At 40.5% G+C, this 20,488-nt stretch carries 20 protein-coding genes; 1 reads left to right on the top strand and 19 read right to left on the bottom strand.

What is annotated here, in order from left to right:
• Position 1 precedes the first annotated feature (1 nt).
• The 15 genes from pheA to AC4PGZ_RS02740 all read right to left on the bottom strand — a co-directional run bounded on the left by pheA (position 2) and on the right by AC4PGZ_RS02740 (position 15,053).
• Positions 2–1,186, bottom strand: coding sequence for a prephenate dehydratase (gene pheA / locus AC4PGZ_RS02810; RefSeq protein WP_492159525.1), 1,185 nt, complete (start codon positions 1,184–1,186; stop codon positions 2–4).
• A complete protein-coding gene (gene aroC / locus AC4PGZ_RS02805) occupies positions 1,183–2,265 on the bottom strand; it encodes a chorismate synthase (RefSeq protein ID WP_492159524.1) in 1,083 nt (360 codons plus the stop codon). The genes pheA and aroC overlap by 4 nt, the downstream gene beginning before the upstream one ends.
• On the bottom strand, positions 2,246–3,535 hold the full coding sequence (aroA, locus tag AC4PGZ_RS02800) for a 3-phosphoshikimate 1-carboxyvinyltransferase (RefSeq protein ID WP_492159523.1): 1,290 nt from the start codon (positions 3,533–3,535) through the stop codon (positions 2,246–2,248). The genes aroC and aroA overlap by 20 nt, the downstream gene beginning before the upstream one ends.
• Before the next feature lie 22 nt (positions 3,536–3,557).
• A complete protein-coding gene (gene aroB / locus AC4PGZ_RS02795) occupies positions 3,558–4,619 on the bottom strand; it encodes a 3-dehydroquinate synthase (RefSeq protein ID WP_492159522.1) in 1,062 nt (353 codons plus the stop codon).
• Position 4,620: 1 nt separating this feature from the next.
• Positions 4,621–5,472: a prephenate dehydrogenase gene (locus tag AC4PGZ_RS02790; protein WP_492159521.1), complete on the bottom strand. Its 852-nt coding sequence runs from the start codon at positions 5,470–5,472 to the stop codon at positions 4,621–4,623.
• Between the two features lie 15 nt (positions 5,473–5,487).
• Positions 5,488–6,501 carry a 3-deoxy-7-phosphoheptulonate synthase gene (gene aroF / locus AC4PGZ_RS02785; protein ID WP_492159520.1) on the bottom strand — a complete coding sequence of 338 codons (1,014 nt, stop codon included), beginning with the start codon at positions 6,499–6,501 and terminating at the stop codon, positions 5,488–5,490.
• A 397-nt stretch (positions 6,502–6,898) separates the two neighbouring features.
• Entirely contained in the window at positions 6,899–7,531 is a 633-nt protein-coding gene (locus AC4PGZ_RS02780) for a YczE/YyaS/YitT family protein (RefSeq protein WP_492159519.1), read from the bottom strand.
• Positions 7,532–7,589: 58 nt separating this feature from the next.
• Positions 7,590–7,850 (bottom strand): hypothetical protein, encoded by a 261-nt coding sequence (locus AC4PGZ_RS02775; RefSeq protein ID WP_492159518.1) that lies wholly within the window; start codon positions 7,848–7,850, stop codon positions 7,590–7,592.
• Between the two features lie 207 nt (positions 7,851–8,057).
• Positions 8,058–9,131 (bottom strand): IS200/IS605 family element RNA-guided endonuclease TnpB, encoded by a 1,074-nt coding sequence (tnpB, locus tag AC4PGZ_RS02770; RefSeq protein WP_492159517.1) that lies wholly within the window; start codon positions 9,129–9,131, stop codon positions 8,058–8,060.
• A gap of 5 nt (positions 9,132–9,136) precedes the next feature.
• Positions 9,137–9,544: an IS200/IS605 family transposase gene (gene tnpA, locus AC4PGZ_RS02765; RefSeq protein ID WP_492159516.1), complete on the bottom strand. Its 408-nt coding sequence runs from the start codon at positions 9,542–9,544 to the stop codon at positions 9,137–9,139.
• A gap of 148 nt (positions 9,545–9,692) precedes the next feature.
• Positions 9,693–10,391 carry a pseudouridine synthase gene (locus AC4PGZ_RS02760; RefSeq protein WP_492159515.1) on the bottom strand — a complete coding sequence of 233 codons (699 nt, stop codon included), beginning with the start codon at positions 10,389–10,391 and terminating at the stop codon, positions 9,693–9,695.
• Positions 10,392–10,884: 493 nt separating this feature from the next.
• Complete coding sequence (locus AC4PGZ_RS02755) at positions 10,885–12,000, bottom strand: YkvI family membrane protein (protein ID WP_492159514.1); 1,116 nt, start codon at positions 11,998–12,000, stop codon at positions 10,885–10,887.
• A 20-nt stretch (positions 12,001–12,020) separates the two neighbouring features.
• Complete coding sequence (grdF, locus tag AC4PGZ_RS02750; RefSeq protein ID WP_492159513.1) at positions 12,021–13,328, bottom strand: sarcosine reductase complex component B subunit beta; 1,308 nt, start codon at positions 13,326–13,328, stop codon at positions 12,021–12,023.
• 16 nt (positions 13,329–13,344) lie between these two features.
• Positions 13,345–14,631: a sarcosine reductase complex component B subunit alpha gene (grdG, locus tag AC4PGZ_RS02745; RefSeq protein WP_492159512.1), complete on the bottom strand. Its 1,287-nt coding sequence runs from the start codon at positions 14,629–14,631 to the stop codon at positions 13,345–13,347.
• Positions 14,632–14,660: 29 nt separating this feature from the next.
• Complete coding sequence (locus AC4PGZ_RS02740) at positions 14,661–15,053, bottom strand: GrdX family protein (RefSeq protein WP_492159511.1); 393 nt, start codon at positions 15,051–15,053, stop codon at positions 14,661–14,663.
• Between the two features lie 301 nt (positions 15,054–15,354).
• Here AC4PGZ_RS02740 and AC4PGZ_RS02735 point away from each other — a divergent pair, with 301 nt between their 5' ends.
• A complete protein-coding gene (locus AC4PGZ_RS02735; RefSeq protein ID WP_492159510.1) occupies positions 15,355–16,389 on the top strand; it encodes a sigma-54 interaction domain-containing protein in 1,035 nt (344 codons plus the stop codon).
• Between the two features lie 97 nt (positions 16,390–16,486).
• Here AC4PGZ_RS02735 and rlmH read toward each other — a convergent pair whose 3' ends face one another.
• The 4 genes from rlmH to AC4PGZ_RS02715 all read right to left on the bottom strand — a co-directional run bounded on the left by rlmH (position 16,487) and on the right by AC4PGZ_RS02715 (position 20,378).
• On the bottom strand, positions 16,487–16,966 hold the full coding sequence (rlmH, locus tag AC4PGZ_RS02730; RefSeq protein ID WP_492159509.1) for a 23S rRNA (pseudouridine(1915)-N(3))-methyltransferase RlmH: 480 nt from the start codon (positions 16,964–16,966) through the stop codon (positions 16,487–16,489).
• 227 nt (positions 16,967–17,193) lie between these two features.
• Positions 17,194–17,802, bottom strand: coding sequence for a DUF1269 domain-containing protein (locus AC4PGZ_RS02725; RefSeq protein WP_492159508.1), 609 nt, complete (start codon positions 17,800–17,802; stop codon positions 17,194–17,196).
• A gap of 256 nt (positions 17,803–18,058) precedes the next feature.
• Positions 18,059–18,868, bottom strand: a complete 810-nt coding sequence (locus tag AC4PGZ_RS02720) for a putative ABC transporter permease (protein ID WP_492159507.1) — start codon at positions 18,866–18,868, stop codon at positions 18,059–18,061.
• 247 nt (positions 18,869–19,115) lie between these two features.
• Complete coding sequence (locus AC4PGZ_RS02715; protein ID WP_000608644.1) at positions 19,116–20,378, bottom strand: IS1380-like element ISEcp1 family transposase; 1,263 nt, start codon at positions 20,376–20,378, stop codon at positions 19,116–19,118.
• Positions 20,379–20,488 lie beyond the last annotated feature (110 nt).

Here is a 20,488-nt window from a genome sequence, read left to right as displayed (position 1 = left end):
TCTATCTGTGTCTTCTGTAATTCCCAAGTATCTTGAAATAGGTGGTCCTGCTCCTTATCTCATCCATTATCCTGCTGACATGAGGGTCCTGCAGGTTGCCTTCAAAATCCAGATGGAAGAAGTACTCCCAGGATTTATCCATGATCGGCCTGGATTCGATCTTCAGGAGATTCAGACCCTCCTGCGAAAAGAGGCTGAGGACGTCGCACAGAGATCCTGCCTTGTGCTTGACCGTAAGCACCACGCTTATCTTGTCAGAGCTTTCATCAAGCTCCAGGTCCTTGCCTACGATTACGAAGCGCGTATAGTTTTTGCTGTTGAAGTTCAGGTTTTCCTTAAGTATATCGAGTCCATAGATGGCGGCGGCTCTTTCACTTGCGACAGCTGCCCTGGAAATGTCTCCAGCCTCGCTTACAAGTTTTGCGCCAAGAGCGGTGTTGTGATAGGGAATGAGCTTCCATGAGGGATGCTCTTTGAAAAATTCTGCAGATTGCTGAAATCCCTGGCTGTGGGAATATACCTCTTTTATGTCTTCCATGCTCGCGCCTTTTACTCCAAGCAGGTTCTGCTTCACCTTGAGCACTATCTCTCCATTTATATGGCATCCGTATTTTCTGAGCAGGTCATAGACTTCGTTCACGCTTCCTGTGGATGAGTTCTCAACAGGCAGTATCCCGTAATCCACGTATCCTCTGTCTATCGCCATGAAAACGTCCTCAAAAAACCTGAAGGAGGATGTCATGGCCTCTTTGCCGAAATAATTCAGGAGCGCCTCTTCGCTGAATGAGCCTTCGACTCCCTGAAATCCAACTTTGAGATTTTTTGCTTTTTTGCCTCCCAAAGCATTGCCGCCCGAAACATCGCTGCCAGAAGCTTCACCGCTGCCTCTTTTTTGAGAGACTAGCTTTTCATCGATATATCTGCTCTGATATTCCCTGCTTATCGCCATAAGGTCATTGAAGAATATCTCCATCTCCCTTCTGAGGGATTTATCTCTGAGGCTTTCAAGCGCTCTCTCTATTACCTGCTTTTCTCTTTCGCTGTTGAGTATCGGTATGTCATTTTCTATCTTGTATTCTGCCACCAGCGCCACCAGCTCCATCCTTTTTTCAAAAAGCTGAGCAAGGCTCTGGTCCACTTCATTTATTGATTCTCTTATTTCACTCAGGTCATTTGTCTTTATCATCTTGCCTCCATCATCAGGTCGAGCAGCCCTATCGCCGCAACCGCCTCTACTACCGGCACCGCTCTCTGCACTATGCACGGATCGTGTCTTCCCTTTATCTCAAGCTTTGCATTATCCATTTTTTGAATATCTACGGTCCTCTGCTTCCTGGATATGGATGCTGTAGGCTTTAGAGCGGTCCTGAAAACTACCGGCATACCATTTGTTATCCCTCCGAGGATTCCTCCGTTGTTGTTTGTATATGTCCTTATATTTCCGTCTTCGATATACATCTCATCGTTTGCCTGGGAGCCGTTCATCTCAGAAATGCCAAAGCCCAGGCCGAATTCAACTCCTTTTACTCCCGGTATGGAAAATAGAAGTCCCGCAAGCGTGCTTTCGACAGAATCAAAGAACGGAGACCCTATGCCCGGCTCAAGATTTATTATCGCCGTCTCGATCACTCCTCCTACAGAATCCTGTTTTTCCCTGGCCTCGAGTATCAGTGCCTTCATTAGTTCGCCCTTTTCCTGGGAGATCACAGGAAAATCCATGTGGCTCAGCCTGTTCAGAGTATCTTCTTCTATATTTGTGAGGCTGAAGCCTTCTTCCTTTACTTTGCCTGTGCTGATTATATGGCTTCCAATAGAAACTCCTTTTGATTTAAGTATCTGCCTTGCCAGCGCACCTGCAAATACGAGAGGCGCTGTCATTCTTCCCGAAAAATGTCCTCCCCCTCTGTAGTCATTAAATCCTCCGTATCTTACGTTTCCTGTATAGTCTGCATGGGACGGCCTCATCCTGCTCTTTATCTCAAGATAATCCTTTGAGTGCTCATCCCTGTTTCTGATGATTGCAGCAAGCGGTGTTCCTGTAGTCCTGTCATTGAAGTATCCGCTGAGTATCTCGAATTCATCTTTTTCAGACCTCTGCGTCGAAAGCTCGCTTTTTCCCGGAGCTCTTCTGCCCATCTCTCTCCTTACTTCATCCAGGTCTATCTCAAATCCCGGAGGAAGCCCGTCAATTGTTATCCCTATGGCCGGTCCGTGTGATTCTCCAAATATTGAAATCCTGATGTTCTTACCCCATATTCCACTCATGAATTTTTCCTCCCAAGCTCTCAAAGTCTTTCCAGAATCCCGGATATGATTTATTTACCGAACTGCTGTTTCTTATTGTTACCGGACCTTCGCATCTAGTGGATGCTACTGCCAGCGCCATTGCTATCCTGTGATCATTCCAGCTGTCTACCTCTGCGCCCCTCAGCTTTTCGACTCCGTTTATTATGAGCCCGTCCTCAAGCTCCTCTATGTCAGCTCCAAGCTTTCTGAGCTCCTCAGATATGGCCCTCAGCCTGTCTGATTCTTTGATCCTCACCCTCGCTGCGTTTATTATCCGGGTTTGCCCATAGCTCACCGATGCCAGCACCGCGAGCACAGGCACAAGGTCCGGACACTGCGAGGCGTCTATAACGGTTCCTCTGGTGTCAGATTTAAGTACGCTAAGAGCGTCTCCTTTTGCTTCAAATCTGCCTCCCATCTTCCTGACTATGTCAAGAATGACTCTGTCTCCCTGAAGAGACTCCAGATTGAGGTTATTGCACTCAAGGCCATTTCCGATTGTTGCTGCTACGATCCAGAATGCAGCCTGCGAAAAATCACCTTCAACGCGATAATCAGTTCTTGAGTATTTCTGATTTCCTTTTATCATGAATTCCCGGTAATCCCTGTTTTCAATCTCTATTCCATATCTTCTCAGCATATCGAGCGTGAGATCCACATACCCCTTTGACTCGAGCTCCGTGGTTACAATTATCCTTGAATCCCCGTCGAGAAGCGGAAGCGCGAACATCAGCCCTGTTATGAACTGTGAGCTTATATTGCCCTCAAGCTCATACTCTCCGCTTTTCAGCATCCCTTCTACCGTAAGCGGCAGGGTGTCATTTTCATGTGTATATTTTATGCCCTGAGCATCAAATATCTTCTTGTATATCCCCAGGGGCCTTGTTTTCAGCTTTCCTCTTCCGTCAAAGGTAATCCTTCCCCTGTCAAGGAGGGCCAGAGGTATCAGAAACCTTATAGTGGATCCCGATTCTATGCAGTCTATATGATCTCCTGTCTTTCTGTAGCCCCCTTTTATTTTCAGCCTGGAATTACCCTGCTGCATATCTGACTGCTCTTCAATACTCGCTCCGAGAACCCTCATCCCGCCTATCGTAGCTACCATGTCCTCAGACATCACGAAATCCTCTATGACGCTCTCTCCCTCACTCAGGCAGGCGCATATTATGGCCCTGTGGCAAAGGCTCTTCGATGGTGGTATTTTTATATTTCCTTTCAGATCAGATGGATCCAGCTTTACATATTTCATTAGTCAAATCCTTTCTCATGAATCACAGATATCTCAAGATCTCCTCTTTTTTTATCTTCTTTAAAAAAGCATTTCCAATCTCGCTCAGCACTACTATATTCAGTTCATCCCCATCACTTTTCTTATCGAGGGCTATGCTGGCAAGAAGCTCATTCTTGTCAGCAGCCTCTGCATTTAGAGGGAGACTGTATTTATTAAGGAGCTTACTTATGCGCTCCGAAGTGCCTTTTTCCGTAAGGCCTTCTTCCTCAGTTTTTAGAGTCATCATGTGCATTCCTGCTGCAACCGCTTCTCCGTGGCTGAATTTTTCATAGCCGTGATATGTTTCGATCGCATGTCCTATGGTATGCCCAAAGTTCAGGAGCATTCTGTCTCCTTTATCCCTCTCATCCCTTTTAACGATTTCGCTCTTTATTCTGCAGCAGGTATATATTATGTCTTCCATTTCATTCATGAGGCTCTGGCTGCAATCTGCCTCTGAAAGCCTTTCAAAAAGATCCCGGCTGCTTATGCATGCGTATTTTATGACCTCTGCAAGGCCATCGCTGAAAAATCGCGTTTCAAGAGTCTTGAGAAGCTCCGGATCTATGAATACGGCCTGAGGATGGTAGAAGCTCCCAAGTAGATTCTTTCCCCTCGGATGGTCTATTGCCACCTTGCCCCCAACACTGCTGTCCACCTGTGCCAGGAGCGATGTCGGAACCTGAACATATTTTATTCCCCTCATAAGCGTAGATGCTGCAAATCCCGTAAGGTCTCCCGTAACGCCGCCTCCAAATGCGACTATGAGGTCTGATCTGGTTATCCCAAAATCCATAAGCTCATCACATAACCTCGAATACTGCTCTACGCACTTGCTCTGCTCTCCGGCTTTTATTACAATCAGTCTTGCCTCAAAACCGCTGCCAGTAAGGCTTTTTATCAGAGCTTCCCCATAAATCAGGGCCAGGTTTTCATCTGTAACTGCCGCGATTTTCTTTCCTTTGTGGATGGCTGAGATTTCCTTTCCGAGCCTTCCAAAAAGTCCTTTTTCTATATATATCGGATATCTTTTGTCCGAAAGTTCTACAAACAGCTCTTTCAATCTACAGAATCTCCTTCCTTCTCATGCTTGCCTGCTGAAACTGTTTCTCAAGCAGTTCTGAGTCATCATTTCTTATCGCAGCTTTTATGTTTCTTATATTCTCTTCAAACAGCTCAATCTGATCTATCACATTCTCCTTGTTTGAAATGAGAAGCTGCGGCCAGAGCTCACAGTTTATGAGCGCTACCCTTGAGGCGTCCTTGAAGCTTCCTCCGATGAACAGCTTTGTGTCCACGTCGAGCATGTTGCTGTTTACCAGCGATACCGCAATTATGTGAGTCAGGTGGCTTGTAAGCGCTATTATCCTGTCATGTTTTTCAGGAGTCACTCTTATAACATTTTTGAACCCTATCTTTTTCATAAGAGTGCTTATGAGCTCGATGCTCTCTTCCTTGTTTTCTTCCAGTGGCGTTATTATATAATTTGCATTTCGAAACATCTCTCCGTCAGCATGCTGTATCCCTTTGTGTTCATTTCCTGCCATGGGATGCCCGCTTATGAATTCGAAATTTCTTCCTTCGATACTGCTTATTTCTCTTACTATTTCCGATTTTATTCCTGCTATATCTGTAATTATAGCACCCTTTTTAAAGAAATTCAGATTGTCTTTTATATATTTGACAATTTGATCAGGATAAAGGCATATGATCACTATATCAGCCTGCCTTAGCGCAGTTTCTGAGTCAGTGTGTCCACTGTCTATTATACCTGATTTCAGTGCAAATTCTATTGCCGTCTCATCGCAGTCTATTCCTGACAGATTCCCCGGTCCAAGAGCTCTGAGCGCCATTGCCATCGACCCTCCAAGAAGCCCGAGGCCCACGATTGTTATGTTAAAGTCACTGATGTCCAAGCTTTCACCCCCTGTCTAAATATCTCTTCCGACTGCAAGCGCTATATCCTTAAGTGATTTCATGAGATTGCTGAATTTTTCAGGCTTTATTGACTGAGCTCCGTCACACAGCGCATTCGCAGGGTCATTGTGAACCTCTATTATGAGTCCGTCTGCTCCTGCCGCTACGGCTGCCCTTGAAAGGGATTCTACCATCCACCATGCTCCCGTGGCATGGCTTGGATCCACTATCACAGGAAGATGGCTCAGCTTCTTGATCACAGGTATTGCGCTCAGATCCAGAGTGTTCCTTGTGCTGGTTTCAAATGTCCTGATTCCTCTTTCGCAAAGGATGACTTCATTGTTTCCCCCGGCCATGATGTATTCAGCTGACATCAGCCATTCCTCGACAGTTGCCGACTGGCCTCGCTTGAGAAGTATCGGCTTTCTTATTCTGCCTATTTCCTTGAGCAGGTCGAAATTCTGCATGTTCCTTGCCCCGATCTGTATTATATCTACTTCCTCTATGAATTTTTCGAGCATGTCAGCAGACATCAGCTCGCTCACAACCGGAAGCCCGGTCCTTGCTCTTGCCTTAGAAAGAAGATCCAGTCCGCTCTCACCAAGTCCCTGGAAGGAGTATGGAGAGGTTCTCGGCTTGAAGGCACCTCCTCTTAGGAATTCCGCACCAGCGCCTGATATGTCCTCTGCTATCCCCACTATCTGTGCCTCGCTCTCAACTGAACACGGTCCCGCGATGACCGCAATCTTTTTGCCGCCTATGAGCCTGCCATTGACGTCAACTACTGTATTTTCAGGATGCATGAGCCTGTTTGCTTTTTTATACGGCTGCATTATGGTCAATACGTCGTCCACTCCCGGAAGTGCCTTCACTGCGTCTATGCCTATTCCCTTCGTGTCCCCGACTATGCAGAGCACCGTCCTGCTTGTTCCCCTTGTTATGTCTACGCCCAAGCCCTTTGATTCGAGCTTTGCCTTTGCCGCTTCAATGGTTTCCTGAGATGTTCCATCTTTGATTATTGCTATCATCTGACTTCCTCCTGAATTTAAGTAATAAAAAAGCAGGCTCATACAATGAGCCTGCCAGTATACAGATAATCTACATGTTCCGGGTAAAACGATACACGTATCTTATTTCCTCATCATAAAGGGATTCCTATTTTTTTGTAGAACAAAAAGCCGTAGCTATAAAAGTAAAAGCTAAAGCTAAAATAAAAGTTAAATTGTTCTACGAATCTCTTTATTGTAAGGTTGTGCATGATACGTCTCCTTTCCCCGGATATTTCTCTGTTTTTGTGTTAAGGCATATTTTATACCAGTTTTTTAAGTGTGTCAACATAAATTTTTAATTTTCTGAATAAATTTTTTATTGATTCCAAATTAATTCCTGCTGAAAACGTTTCCTGGAAATAATTCAGGGTTAATTTTAATGCTCCAAATAAGCCGGTATGTTCTTGCCATAACGAAATGGTATTGCTACTTTTTTATTGAAAAACGCAATAATCGGCCCCATGAACAACGCGGTTATCACTGTACCTATTCCAACTGTTGCGCCCAGGAAAAAACCAGTCAGGGTACAAATCAAATCCGTTCCCATTCGGCAATACTGAAATTTTGCGACCTTCTTCTCTTCCATGATCAATGCAACAGCATCATAAGTTGAAACGCCCATATCTCCTGTGAAGTACATGGCCGATCCAAAGCAGATTATAACGATTCCTATGATCAGCGCAATGCTTCGAATTATCAGCGAAGGCCCCGGTATAAGGACGTTGAACATCCATGACGAGAATTGAACCACATATCCAAGCAGAAAAATATTGATAAGAGTACCCAGGCCTATCTTTGATTTATCAATGAAGAATATCCCTATCAGCATCAATAAATTTATAATAGTATAAAAAGTACCATATCCCATAGGCGTATGCATCCAGATTCCATGAGCAAACACTTGGAATGGATCCATTCCAAATAGAGCTAGATTAAAAATCCCAACACTGAATCCAGAAATCAAAACCCCGGAAACTGTCATAAAAATTCGTCTTTGTTTCTCATTCATATACTTTTCTCCTTTGAAATTACTCTATTGCCATTGGCATTATTGAACATGCAAATGACTATTCTGCATCAAAATCGATAAAATACTTTTTGTCTGGCGCATATATCGTAAGTGTTGCCAGATTAATGTTGTCCTCTAAAATATCCACTCTGTATTCGAACATGATGTCGTCATCCTGCTTCTTCATGAATAAGTAGCTTCCCTCTTCCTGACTCTCAGCCTCGTCACTTATTTCATCGTAGATTTTTTCGCCACTGATATCTCCGGGATATCCTGATTTTCTTATCTTTTCTTCTATTGCCTTAAAAAACTGTTCCATATTTTCATCTCTTTCCTTTTATTCTAAAGTATACTTTCGTCCGGGAATGTAAGTAAGACTGTCGAGAAGCCACTGATCAAGACCTCTTAAATTTGTGAACTACCCACCACTTAAGAAGTGGGGGCTTCCTGGTCAATGCTTCTGATGAAGCAAGATTCTCCAGGCTCTAAGGGCGGTACCCTCCCCGACTGACAATGCATCTTGTATTTACATTGTCAGTTTCAGCAAGTTCAGACTTGCATTGTAATCTCTGTCTATCTCAAGACCGCACTCTGGACAGACATATACTCTGCAGGCAAGGTCCTTTGTCTGACTCGACCTGTTACCACAATCAGAGCAAAGCTGCGAACTAGGGTAGTCCGGTGGGGCAATTATGAGCTCCCTGCCATACCACCTGGACTTGTAATCCAGCATTTCCCTGAACCTGCTCCACGAAACCTCGGCAATGGACTTCGCAAGATTATGGTTTTTCATGAGATTCTTCACTTTCAGGTCTTCGATAACTATTGCTTGGTTTTTGCGTATTATCTCTGTACTCTTTTTGTGAAGAAAGTCCATTCGCTGGTTGGCTATTTTCTCATGGAGCTTCGCTACCTTGATTCTTGCCTTGTTGCGATTGCTGCTTCCTATCTGCTTTCTTGAAAGGTCTCTTTGAAGTTTGGCAAGTCTCTTCTCGGATTTCCTGAGATGTTTCGGATTTTTGTATGCCTCTCCATTTGAAAGTACGGCAAAATCTTTGATCCCGACATCTATGCCGACTCGCATGTCCGATGCTGGGAGTTTCTGTATTTCAGTTTCAACCAGAATGGATATGTGATACTTACCGGATGGGGCTTTTGAAATTGTGCATGACTTTATTACTCCTTCAAAGCTTCTGTGCTGCCTGATCTTTACAGGTGACTTCAGTTTTGGGAGTTTTATGTATCCGTTTTCAACATATACCGTTCCTTTCTGGTTGTTGGTGGTATAGCTGAAATTATTGTTTTTTTTGCTTTTGAATTTTGGAAATCCATTGGACTTGTCTCTGAAGAAGTTTCTGTATGCTGTATTGAGATTCATCTGAGCATTGGCGAGAGCCAGGCTGTCAACCTCCTTTAGCCAGGTGAATTCTGATTTGTACTGGGCAGGAGTGTTATTCAGGCTTTTTCCCGTGAGATTGTAGTGCTCTATCCTGTCTGAAAGCATCCGGTTGTAGACAAAGCGCACACATCCAAAGCATTTTGCAAAGAACTGCATCTGCTCTGCATCTGGATATATTCTGTACTTGTATGCTTTCAGCATAATGTTCACCTCACTTTTTCACCCTGCGTCTCGATGTAATCTCTGATTATATCTACAGAAGACTCTCCTGTGGTGATAAGAAAAAAACTCTGAGACCAGAATGCTTCTTTCCATAATTTTTCTCTTATGCATGGAAATTCTTTCTTAATAAGTCGGCTGCTTGCGCTTTTATATGCATTTATGAATTTGCTGATTTCACTGTTTGGATGTGCTTTGAAGAGTATATGGACATGATCCATATCGTGGTTCCATTCCAGCAGTGTAATATTATACTTTGGACAAATGTATTCAAATATGTTCTTAGCTCTGTCTGAAATATTTGAATCAAACACTTTTCTCCGGTATTTAGTAACCATAACCAGATGATAGTATAAGGAAAATACTGAATGTGCATTATTATCGAATCTATACATATTATAAGTATCCTTTCTTATTACGACTGATTATATTATACCCCTACAAAAGTATTATAAACACTCATAAACCGATTCATCCCACCGCCTTCACTCTCGTTAATACGAGCAAGGTAGTTTAGAGGAGGGGGAATTCTCGGTACATGTATTAAATTTTTAAATTTTCAATTTCCTGTGAAGTCAGATTTCTCCATTCCCCGGTATTTAATCCCTCAAGAGTCAGGTCCATGATTTTAACACGCTTCAAATTAATTACTTTATATTCAAGAGCTGTGCACATCCTTCTGATCTGACGGTTAAGTCCCTGCGATAAAATTATTTTAAATGTCCTGTCATTGATTTTAGATACGTCACATTTTTTGGTTACAGTATATTCATTTCTCACGGGATTGTAGATTTCTACCCCCTCAGACATCGACCTTATAAAATTTGATGTTATTGATTTATTAACAGTTACTATATACTCTTTTTTCTTGTCGTTTCCTTCACGCAAAATCTTATTCACAATATCTCCATCATTTGTTAATATGATCAGGCCTTCAGAATCTTTATCCAGTCTTCCCACAGGAAATATTCTTTCAGTATGATTTACAAAGTCAATTATATTTCCCTCTATGTGACGCTCCGTTGTACAAGTAATTCCTCTTGGTTTATTTAAGATAATATATACATTATTCTCATTTATTTCCAGTGGCTTTCCATCTACATATACCTTATCATTTTCATTTACATCCTGACCTATTATTCCGGTTTCTCCGTTGACGCTCACTCTTTTATCTTTAATCAGTTCATCTGCTTTTCGCCTTGAATACAGTCCTGTAGAACTGATAAATTTATTTAATCTCATTACATTCTCCCTAAAGTGATAATATATTGTTACTTCTCCTGATCTGCTGAACTAACTATTCAAACATGATCAACTCTTCTCCTTGTCTTGGCATAAGTGGTGGAATAATCTCTGCATCCACTGAGCCCTCACCAAAATGCTAATGCTTTTTAACCTCAAATCTTTCTGCCAGCATTTTCCAGTCACTGAAATCTGCCTTGTACTCTGTTTTAATATTGACAACCAGCATCTGGCGCTCCTCCTCCATATTGCATATCTACTATAAGCAATGCAGTTTCATTCTTATTTAACATTCTTAAGTCTCTTTTTATTTTGACTCCTTTTATTTTTTATTTTCTTCTCACCTGTATTATAAACTAACTATATGATTTTTAACATATCTTTTTGACTTTTATTCTCTTTTCTTCCCTCTGTGAAAGCATTTTTGACAGGTATTCTAAAAAAAATCTCCAACCACATAGGATACATATGGTTGAAGATTTTAAATTTATATTTACATATCAGCTTCCTGGCCCGATTGCGCAGGTTTTGGCGCTTCCATTTTTCTTCTCAATGTTTTTACAAACATCATTGCAAGAAGAAGTATTCCTACATAACCATTTATAACATATACCACATTCACCAGTTTATTGAATGGAACCTTAAGTCCTACAAATACTCCAATTATTGCAAGAACTACGGTAAGAATCTTAAACTTAGTAGATTTTTCATCCAGGAATCTTGCAGAAACAGACCATAAAAGAGGGACTGCTGTAGTATATATTCCAGCTACTATTATTACCGAAAATGCAGTTGCCAGTAACGGGTGTATATTAGCTGCAAGATAAAGTGAAGGAATCATTGTTCCTGCAACCTGCTCTATATTAGCCATTAGCCCCAGCGCCACTATTATTACCGCAAGTGAAAATCCCGTTGCCCCATATATCGCTCCCAGTTTTGCTTCTTTTTTGCTGTTCGCGGTAGCTCCCATTGCTGCCATAAATGATGCCAGCCAGAGCATACAGAATCCCACATAAGAGCCTGCAGCAAAAAACCAGTTGCTTGAAGCCTTCATGAGATCAAGCTGCGGTATAATATTGTTTGCCTCTGCCAGTCCTTGCGGATTTTTCAAAATCGAAGCTATTCCAAGAAATATTGACATAACTACTATTGCCGGTCCAATTTTTCCTATTACATCTACGATTTTTCCAAGTCCAAAGATTACGGTACCTGCTGCAAGTACTCCCATGAGGATTCCTCCTACTGATACACTGAGTCCATACTGCTGGTTTATGGTCGCTCCCGCTCCTGCTATCATTACTACAAAAGACATGTATATAAATACTATTGAAAAATAATCAAAGAATGTCCCAAGTGATTTTCCACAGTAGTATCTGAATATATCACTGCTTCTGGGAAATTTTTGTTCCTGTCCTACAGTTATAAAGTCAATTCCTACATACAGAAATAGTACAAACACTACTAATGCCCCTGCTATACCCAGGTATCCATATGATGTGAAATATTGAAGGACTTCCTGGCCGGTAGCAAATCCCGAACCTATAAGGAATGCTATAAAGGCTCCGGCAAAAGACATTACTTTACTTCTCGATACTGTCTGCTTTTCCATATAAATCTCCCCATGGTTTCTTATTCAAAAACAGTCTGTTCTTCAATTTCAGTCTGAAGCGCTCTAAGAGCTCTTTCAACCAGTTTCCTTCTTATTTTGTAACTTGCTTCTTCTCCAAGAGTTGGATCTCCAAGAGGATATGGAATTCCTATTGCCGGGATTATTCTATTTGCTCCTATGGTAAGCGATATTGGCACTACTGTACACATATGAACTACTGGTATTCCTGCTCTTTCAATTTCTTTAACCATCGTTGCGCCGCAACGAGTACAGGTACCTCATGTAGATGTAAGGATTACTGCATCGACTTTATCTTCCAAAAGTTTTTTAGTGAATCTTTCGCCAAAGCCTTTTGCATTCCCCGTTGATGTTCCAGTTCCAGTTGTTGATATAAAGTAATCTGCAAGTTCCCCTATCTCACCTTTTTTCTCCATATCTCTCAGTACGTCCAAAGGAACAACCAGGTTTGGATTTTTGAGCACGAAAGCTCTGTCATAGCCTCCATGTATTGTCATAAAGTCTTCAGGACTCATTGTATCCATGCCTTCTATGCTGTACTCCCCATATTTTGTAGCACTTGATGACTCTATTCTGTCAGGATTTCCCTGAGGAACTATTCCCCCTGATGTGACTACTGCTATTTTTGCTTTTGTGATATCCTTAATTGCCTTGTTTGGTGCAACCCTGTCAAATACAGGCATCGGATACTCTGTTGTGTACTCATCTCCAGCCATTTTTTTAAGAAGCATGTCCACGGCTCTTTCTGAACCTCTTTTTTCGTTGAAATAATTTACCCTGATTCCTCTTTCGATGTATCCTTCTTCTGAAGGTGAGAGTATTTCTTCATTTTTAGCCATTTTTTTTGCAAGTTCTGATATTTTAGCTATAGCATTTCTCATATCGGCTGCCGATATTGCAGTTTCAACTATATGAATATCTTTTCTATACATATCAACTCCCGGATTTTCCGGATACATTCCTGTTATTACAGGAATCCCCAGTTCGTCTTCAACGGCTTTTGAAATGGCCCCACATGCAACACCGTATCTTCCGGCATTAAATGCAGGTCCAGCTATGAATAAATCCGGCTCATAGCTTTTTATCATTTCGATGAGGGCAGCTTTGGCATCTGCAAGATTTTCTCCAAAATAACTGTCCCCGCATACAGCTGTTGCCACAACTTCATATTCATCCCCCAAATGCTTCTGGAGAGATATTCCCGGACCAATTACTCCAGGTTTGATTTCAGGCTTTATGTGAGCCATCTCTTCGCCCCCAATACCCGCAAAGAAGTTATTTATATAGTGTACAACTCTAATTTTTTCCATTGTAATTTCTCCTCTCTTAGTATCCTCTTGCAGCAAGTTTATTGTATCCATTCGCAATGGTTGATGCTATTATTATCTGCAGCTCGGCTTCTATGCTTCCATCCGGCTTGAGACTTCCTTCATATCCACCTATCATTGTTTCTACAAATTCGAGCGTTCCTATTACTTTATCCATTTTAGGAAAATTCACTATTATATTTCCCTGTCCGCATGAAACGAGAGCATCCCCTTCTGGAACAGCATCTGCAAGTGATTGGGATTTTCCGTCTCTTCCAGGGAATTCATCCGTGATAAGAACTACCTTAGTTCCTGCGTCTGTTACTTTTTTGCAGTTCATCATAAGATCTGTATCCGGATTTCCGTAACCCTCTTCTGTTATGATGACACCGTCAAGTCCAAGAAACTCGGCCATTTTTGCAACCATATCTGATGATCTTTCTTTATCCATCAGGAATACATTTTCATTCGTAAGTATTACTGTAACGAAATTCAAATCTTTTCCATGGCGTTTAAAGAGATCTTCTATTACCGGATTATTAAGATGATGGAATGTCGTAACCTTATCACAAGGCGCAACACAGTTGCCGCTTATAATTGCTCCATCCATGATTTCAGTCGGATACATTAATGTAGGCACCATCTGTTTTGCATCTACACCATAGTAGTATGTATCATGCAAAAGTCCCTGTGACTGAAGCATATGAACATATCCCACCTTAGGAAGATTCGGAAATTCTTTTATCTGATCAAGCAATGGTTTTGTCTCATAGGTAACAATTTCATCTGGTTCAATATTTCTTGCTGCTTCACCTATAAACGTAGCCACCTTTAGTCCCAGCATTCTTCCAGCCTGTTCATAGTCATGTGTTTCAAGACCCTCTTCCGGCTCCATAACTACACATATATTATTAGTTTCTGAGAAAGGCGTGTATTTTGCGGTTTCTCCCGACATATCTATAATGCCTTCCTGGAATCCTACAATTTTACCTACAGTCACAACTGCTGCCCCTACAAGAGCATGTGTTCTTCCGCTTCCTACACCCTTGACTTTTCCCATTACTCCCGGAAAAATACATCCAGGGCCTGATACCTTGACTCTCGGCTCTATAACGTCTTTTACCGGAGCAATTCTAATTGATTCACCCGGCCTTGCAAGTTCTATTGTCGCACTCTTAATTCTGTCATCTGATGCAGCAAGCTCCTCAAGCTCTGCTTTGTTCACAAAAAGAACGCTATTTTTAACCTCCGTCTTATCACCGAACTGAATGTCCTTAATGTAAATTTTACCTAATTCAAGTTTCATTCTTTATTCCTCCTTTTTTTCTGCCTGTTTTAACTGATTAAAAACATCGGCTTGTTAACAACTCCATCAATGAGAGACATATCAACCGTCCTGAAGTCATCTGTGATTTTATCATCCCAGTCTGGAATTTTTTTAAATTTTAAAAATTTCTCTGCACTTTCTACTGCACGTTCAATCATCAGAACACTTTCCATGTCAAGACCGCTTTCAGTTTTCTGAAGCATTATGCTTCGAAACTTTGTCTGATTTGGTTTCAGGCTGCTGCTCATCGGATGTGTAAGCAGTCTGTATCCTTTATGTATCAGATTTCTTGCTTCAATGAGGATATCAATATATCCCCTGTCTTCCATGAATTCAATTTCAAATCTGCATTTGTATTTTGCATGTACTTTGCTGTTATTTGTAAGTATTATGGCATTCATAGGCTTCACCTCCTTGATCTTATATTATTGCAAATTTCATGCCAAAAAAATAACACAATATTAGTTTTCTTTATTGACTTTATAAAAAATAGTGATTATAATACTTTTAAAGGTAAAATTAATCTAATAATTATATTTTTACTTCCATAACCAGTCATTGCCTTTTAGAATAACCGGGAAATTTTTTTCACAGTCAGGAAATGGTTTTCACGCTTATATGTAGACTGTTGCTGTTTGTTGTTAAAATGCTGTCTAAAAATATGATCATATTTGCTATTCTGTCCAAAAAGAAAGGGAAATTATGAAAAATATGAATATCAATATTGAAAAGCAAGGTTCTCTTGATATTTCAAGTAAAGCTGATATGTTTGACAAATTTTTTCTGAAAAGTAAAAGCCCTGCTTTCAACAAGTGCCTCTCTGACTGCGAAAAGGTTGCCAAATCGAGTGTTAATGTGCTTCTTGTGGGAGAATCAGGAACCGGTAAAGATGTGGCTGCTAATTACATACACCTGTGCAGCTCCCGTTGTGATAAAAACATGGTTGCAGTTAACTGCAGTTCCTATACAGAATCTCTTCTGGAATCGGAGCTCTTCGGCTATAACGAAGGTGCCTTCACTGGTGCTACAAAATCCAAAGAAGGCAAAATTGAGCTTTCCGACAAAGGAACTCTTTTTCTTGACGAAATAGGAGACTCAAGCCTGGTTACTCAGCTCAAGCTTCTTCGTGCAATAGAAACCAGGAAGATTGAAAGAATTGGTTCAAATATGTCACGCTCCCTGGATTTCCGACTCATATGCGCTACTAACAGAGATCTGAAAGAAGATATACTTAATAATCTTTTCCGTGAGGACTTTTTTTATCGAATTAGTTCAATAGTAATTAAAGTTCCTTCTTTGAAAGAAAGAAAGGAAGATTTGCCTGACATGATTGATTTTTTTCTAAAAAAAGCATGTTCCTCATGTAATGTAGAGATCAATAAAATAGAGGAAGATGTTCTTGATTTTTTAAATAACTATGATTATCCTGGTAACATAAGAGAGCTTAAGAATATAATCGAAAGGCTTGTGGTGCTTTCGGAAAATGGTATTATAACCAAAAAAGAGCTTCCTGTAATTTATAATATCAACAAAAATATTAAAAGTGATCTGGCACCTGAATCCGAACCTTTTGATCAGATTATGACCTTACGCGAGTTTAAGGCAAGACAAGAGAGCTCGTATCTTCAGTGGGTACTGAACCAATTTGGAGGAAACGTAGCTGCTGCAGCCCGAAAACTTGATATAACCCCTCGCCAGCTTTTTAATAAAATAAATGACTATAGCCTCAAAAAATAAAAAGGTAAGAGGTTGGCCATGAATAAATTAATATCCATAACCAACCTCTTAAAAATCATATGTCATTTAACTTGATTAAATTGTCTAATTGCCGTTCTTATTTGTGGTAGGGTTCTCCATTAATTATCCTGAATCCTCTGTATATCTGCTCGACAAGCATCACCCTGAAAAGCTGATGCGGGAATGTCATCTTTGAAAAGCAGAGCTTGTAGTCCGCTCTTGAAAGGACTTCCTGCGATATGCCGAGGCTCCCTCCTATTATGAAGGTCAGGTCCGGCCTTCCCATGACTGCCTTTTCCGATATGAACTGGGCAAATTCTTCTGATGTAAGGTGTTTTCCCTTAAGATCAAGAGCTATTACGTATTCATTATCCTTTATTTTTGAAAGTATGTTTCTCCCTTCTTTTTCTCTTACTATTTCTTCTTCCTTTTCTGATGCATTTTCGCTGGTCTTTTCATCTGGAAGCTCAATTATATCCAGCCTGCAGTATCTACTGAGGCGCTTTGAGTATTCTGCGATCGCATCCTTGAGGTATTTTTCCTTCAGCTTTCCTACGGTTATTATCTTTATGTTCATATCTTCTTTTCTCCTGTGTTTAATTGATATCATTATATCAAAAAAACTGATCTTCCAGCGATAATTTAAATAAAAATATGGTATAATTACAAGTATTATATTTAAAAAACGCATTTATCTCGCTTTAAACAGCAAAAAAGCGAGAACATCATTTGTTCTCGCTAGAGCTTAACTTTGCCACCCACTACTGTTGATAAAGAGCCTAAATTCCATGAGATAGGCGTTCATTAAAATTTTAATTTATCAAATTTAGCTTTGACATTGGACTTGAATTCTTCAATTTTGGCTTGACGTTCGGCCTTGCGCTCTGCTTTCATTTGTGCACGTGCTTGATTGTAAAGATCAGCTTGGACTTTGAGAGCAGCTTCGACTTCAGCCGTTACAGTTGCAACATCCCAGCGAACGATCTCAGTGTCATATTTAGTGAAATAACCATCAATGACTTCTTCGTTAGTTTCTTGAACAAGAGCGATAATTGCTGTTTCACCTGCCACTAACTTGCGTGACACGACATCAATCAATCCTGATTCGGTTGTATCAACCGTATCACCAACAACTAACCCATAAAGACCGCCTGCTGCGCTACCATAGAGTGCACCAAGTGGACCAGCAATAAGTCCAACAAAACCACCAATAAGACCCCCTGTCAGTGTTGCATCAGTAGTTGAATCATCAAAGTCAAAACGCTCTTTTTCAACAATACGACCTTCTTGATTTTCAACAAGAGCAATCTGAGCAACTTTTGTATTTTCAGTTTGTCTAAAGGCTTTTAACTCAGCAAAAGCTTGATATGCTTGACTTTCAGTTTTAAAAATTGAAACAACTAGATTTTCCATAAGGTTGCACCTCTTTCTTTAGTATAATCTAAGTTTACGCTAATATTGGACCATTTTCAAGAAATAGCATGCGACAAATATTCAATTTTGTCGCAGATTGGTCTTGAAGTTTTGCCTTGCCTGCTGGTATAAGGTGGTCATATCTTTAGCTACCGATTCCTGTTGCTAAGGCCTGACGGGCAATCTTAGTATATCAAATTATATTTTGTTCGTCAACTGCTGGGGGAAAATAATCCTGTTTTCTAAGAGGCCACGCTTAATCTTGTTTTCTTCTTTCTTCGATGTAGGCTCTCATGGCTTCCACATAGGGGATCTTACGGTTTTCCATACGGGGGAAGGCCCGGATTAGTCTTCTTTCTGCAAAATTGAGGCTGGTTAGTTTTTTGTAAAAGGCCTTGTAGACGTCCTCAACGGTTTCAAACTCTGGCCTGGAGGGTTTCTTGCCTCTGAGGCTTTTGGCCTTGGCAGTGACCGCTTCTAGGCTCAGGCCCCGGGCTATCTCAGCGGACCGCATGGCCAAATCTATTTTTAATTCTTCTAGGGTGCGGAGTTTGTTGTTGAGTCCCAGTATGGTGTAGACCGCGTGGCTAAAGTCTGCAGCAAATAAGATACTAAAACCCATAGCCAAAATATTGAGGTTATTGGGATTGGCTGAAGTCACTAGGTTTTCTACAAAGGGGTGGATAAAAAAGTGAAGCACCACCACCAGCAGGCCAAACAAGAGAGAGTTTTGAAGGCATACCCGGCCGTTGATATTAAATGGGTAGGTGCTATAATCCCACCAATGGGTGTCAAAGGCCAGCTCTAGTAAATAGCTGCTTATGTATTCCAGTAGACTGGTAATCAGGATACCGGCTATAAAAATAGTAAAATAATCATCCGTAAAGGGGGTGAGAAACTTCAAGATGGCTAGGGCGCCAAAGCCATAGATGGGACAAAAGGGACTGGTTAGAAAGCCCCGATTGGTGATTTTTTGGTCTAGGACTGAGCAGTAGATCGATTCGCATACCCAGCCCAAAAAACTATAGATGATAAAATAGATATATATGTTTAGGTATTCAGTCATGATAAGCTCCTTCTAAGGTGAATGGTATGGATTATTATACCCTAAATTCCACGTGTGTTTTTTATTAGCTTCAAAAATCACTATTTCACGAAGAATTTAGACTGCTTCTCACACATTGTAACATTATTTACAACCACCTTTCAATCATTTTTGATAAATCATTGATTTCATCTTTGCTGCAATGATACTTAATAAACTCTGCAAGTTATCCACAGAGCAACACTCAATTTTATTGATGATATTCTTATTATACCAGACATTTTTCATACACTCCCTTGTACGGATAGTTTTCCGACAACTTCATGATTACATATCTTGCGGTTTTGATTATTTTTGCTGCAAGAAATACATACTTCAAACGAAAGGTCTTTATTTGCTGTCTGTATTCTGAAGAGTCCAAGGAATCAAACTTGAACAACAAAAATAGGTTATATGAAAGCATCATCATTTGAAACACGGCTTCATTCGCCCAAAATGACTTTAGCAAGAGATGACCCACCGCCATGTCGTATTTGGCTTCTTTGATATAGTTTTCAGCATTACCACGCTTTTCATAGTATATAACTACTTTTTCAGAAAGCAAGGTAGTATTTGTTACAAAGAAAAAGTAGTCGTATTCGGAACCTTCTAAAAGTGATAATTGTGCTCTTTCTTTTTCTGGTTTCAGTACGCGAGATACGACAAATCTTCTGTCTTTTTCCCATTTAACTAATTTTGTATACAGTTCTGTAGTTTCTCTACCTTCTTCTCCTTTAACGAATACAATTGATGAATTCGTTGCTTGTGAGGTGAGTGTAGAATAACTTTTGGCTTTAATTAAATATTTGCATCCAAGAGATTCTATCGTTTCGATAATTTTTTCATCAAAGTAGCCACTATCCATTCGAAATAAAATTTCTAAATCGTCTGATTTGATGTTAGCAACAATTTCTTTGATCATTTCCGCAGCACCGTTTGCAGTGTAAGTATTGCCACTTCTTACAAATCCGGTAACATATGCTTTTAATTCGTCGCAAAATGCAAATTGGATATTGTAGCATCGGTTTCCCAGTTTCTTAGGATTATATCCTTTTGACGCACCTTCTTGATGACCTTCTACGTTAATTACACTACTATCAATATCAATCGTAATGGATGTCAATTTACTTTTAGTGAGCAGTTTTTTAAAGACTTTAAAATTAATGTCTCTAAACATTTGGGTTGTCTTGAAGTTGAAGTTTCCTAGAAACCGTGACACTGTTTCAGGTTCTTTTACGGAAATATCAAACTCGTTGACGAGGGGATCATTTTGAAGTAGCTTTAGACGTTCTAACTTATCAATGCCAATGAAGTGACCGCAGAGCATGGTCTTTATATGATTCATCTTGATTTTATTTGTTGAGTCATTATCAAATACGAGGTCATTTTCAATAAAATCAAAAATCCCATTGCTTTTTGCATTCTCAAGGAGCAGAAAAAGACCTGCATTTGATGTTAGATTCTTAGCTTTGAAATCAATTTTATTAATCATAATTAGAACCCCTTTTTACTACTTTTCTTACTATTACGCAGAAGCTATGTACAACCACAGATACGAAGTGTAAAAATAATATATTTAACAAAGCAGAAAAACGCCTCCAG

Source organism: Proteocatella sp. QWL-06 (assembly GCF_058684135.1).
Note: the sequence above shows the minus strand (reverse complement) of the source record. Positions and strands in the feature narration are given on the sequence as shown.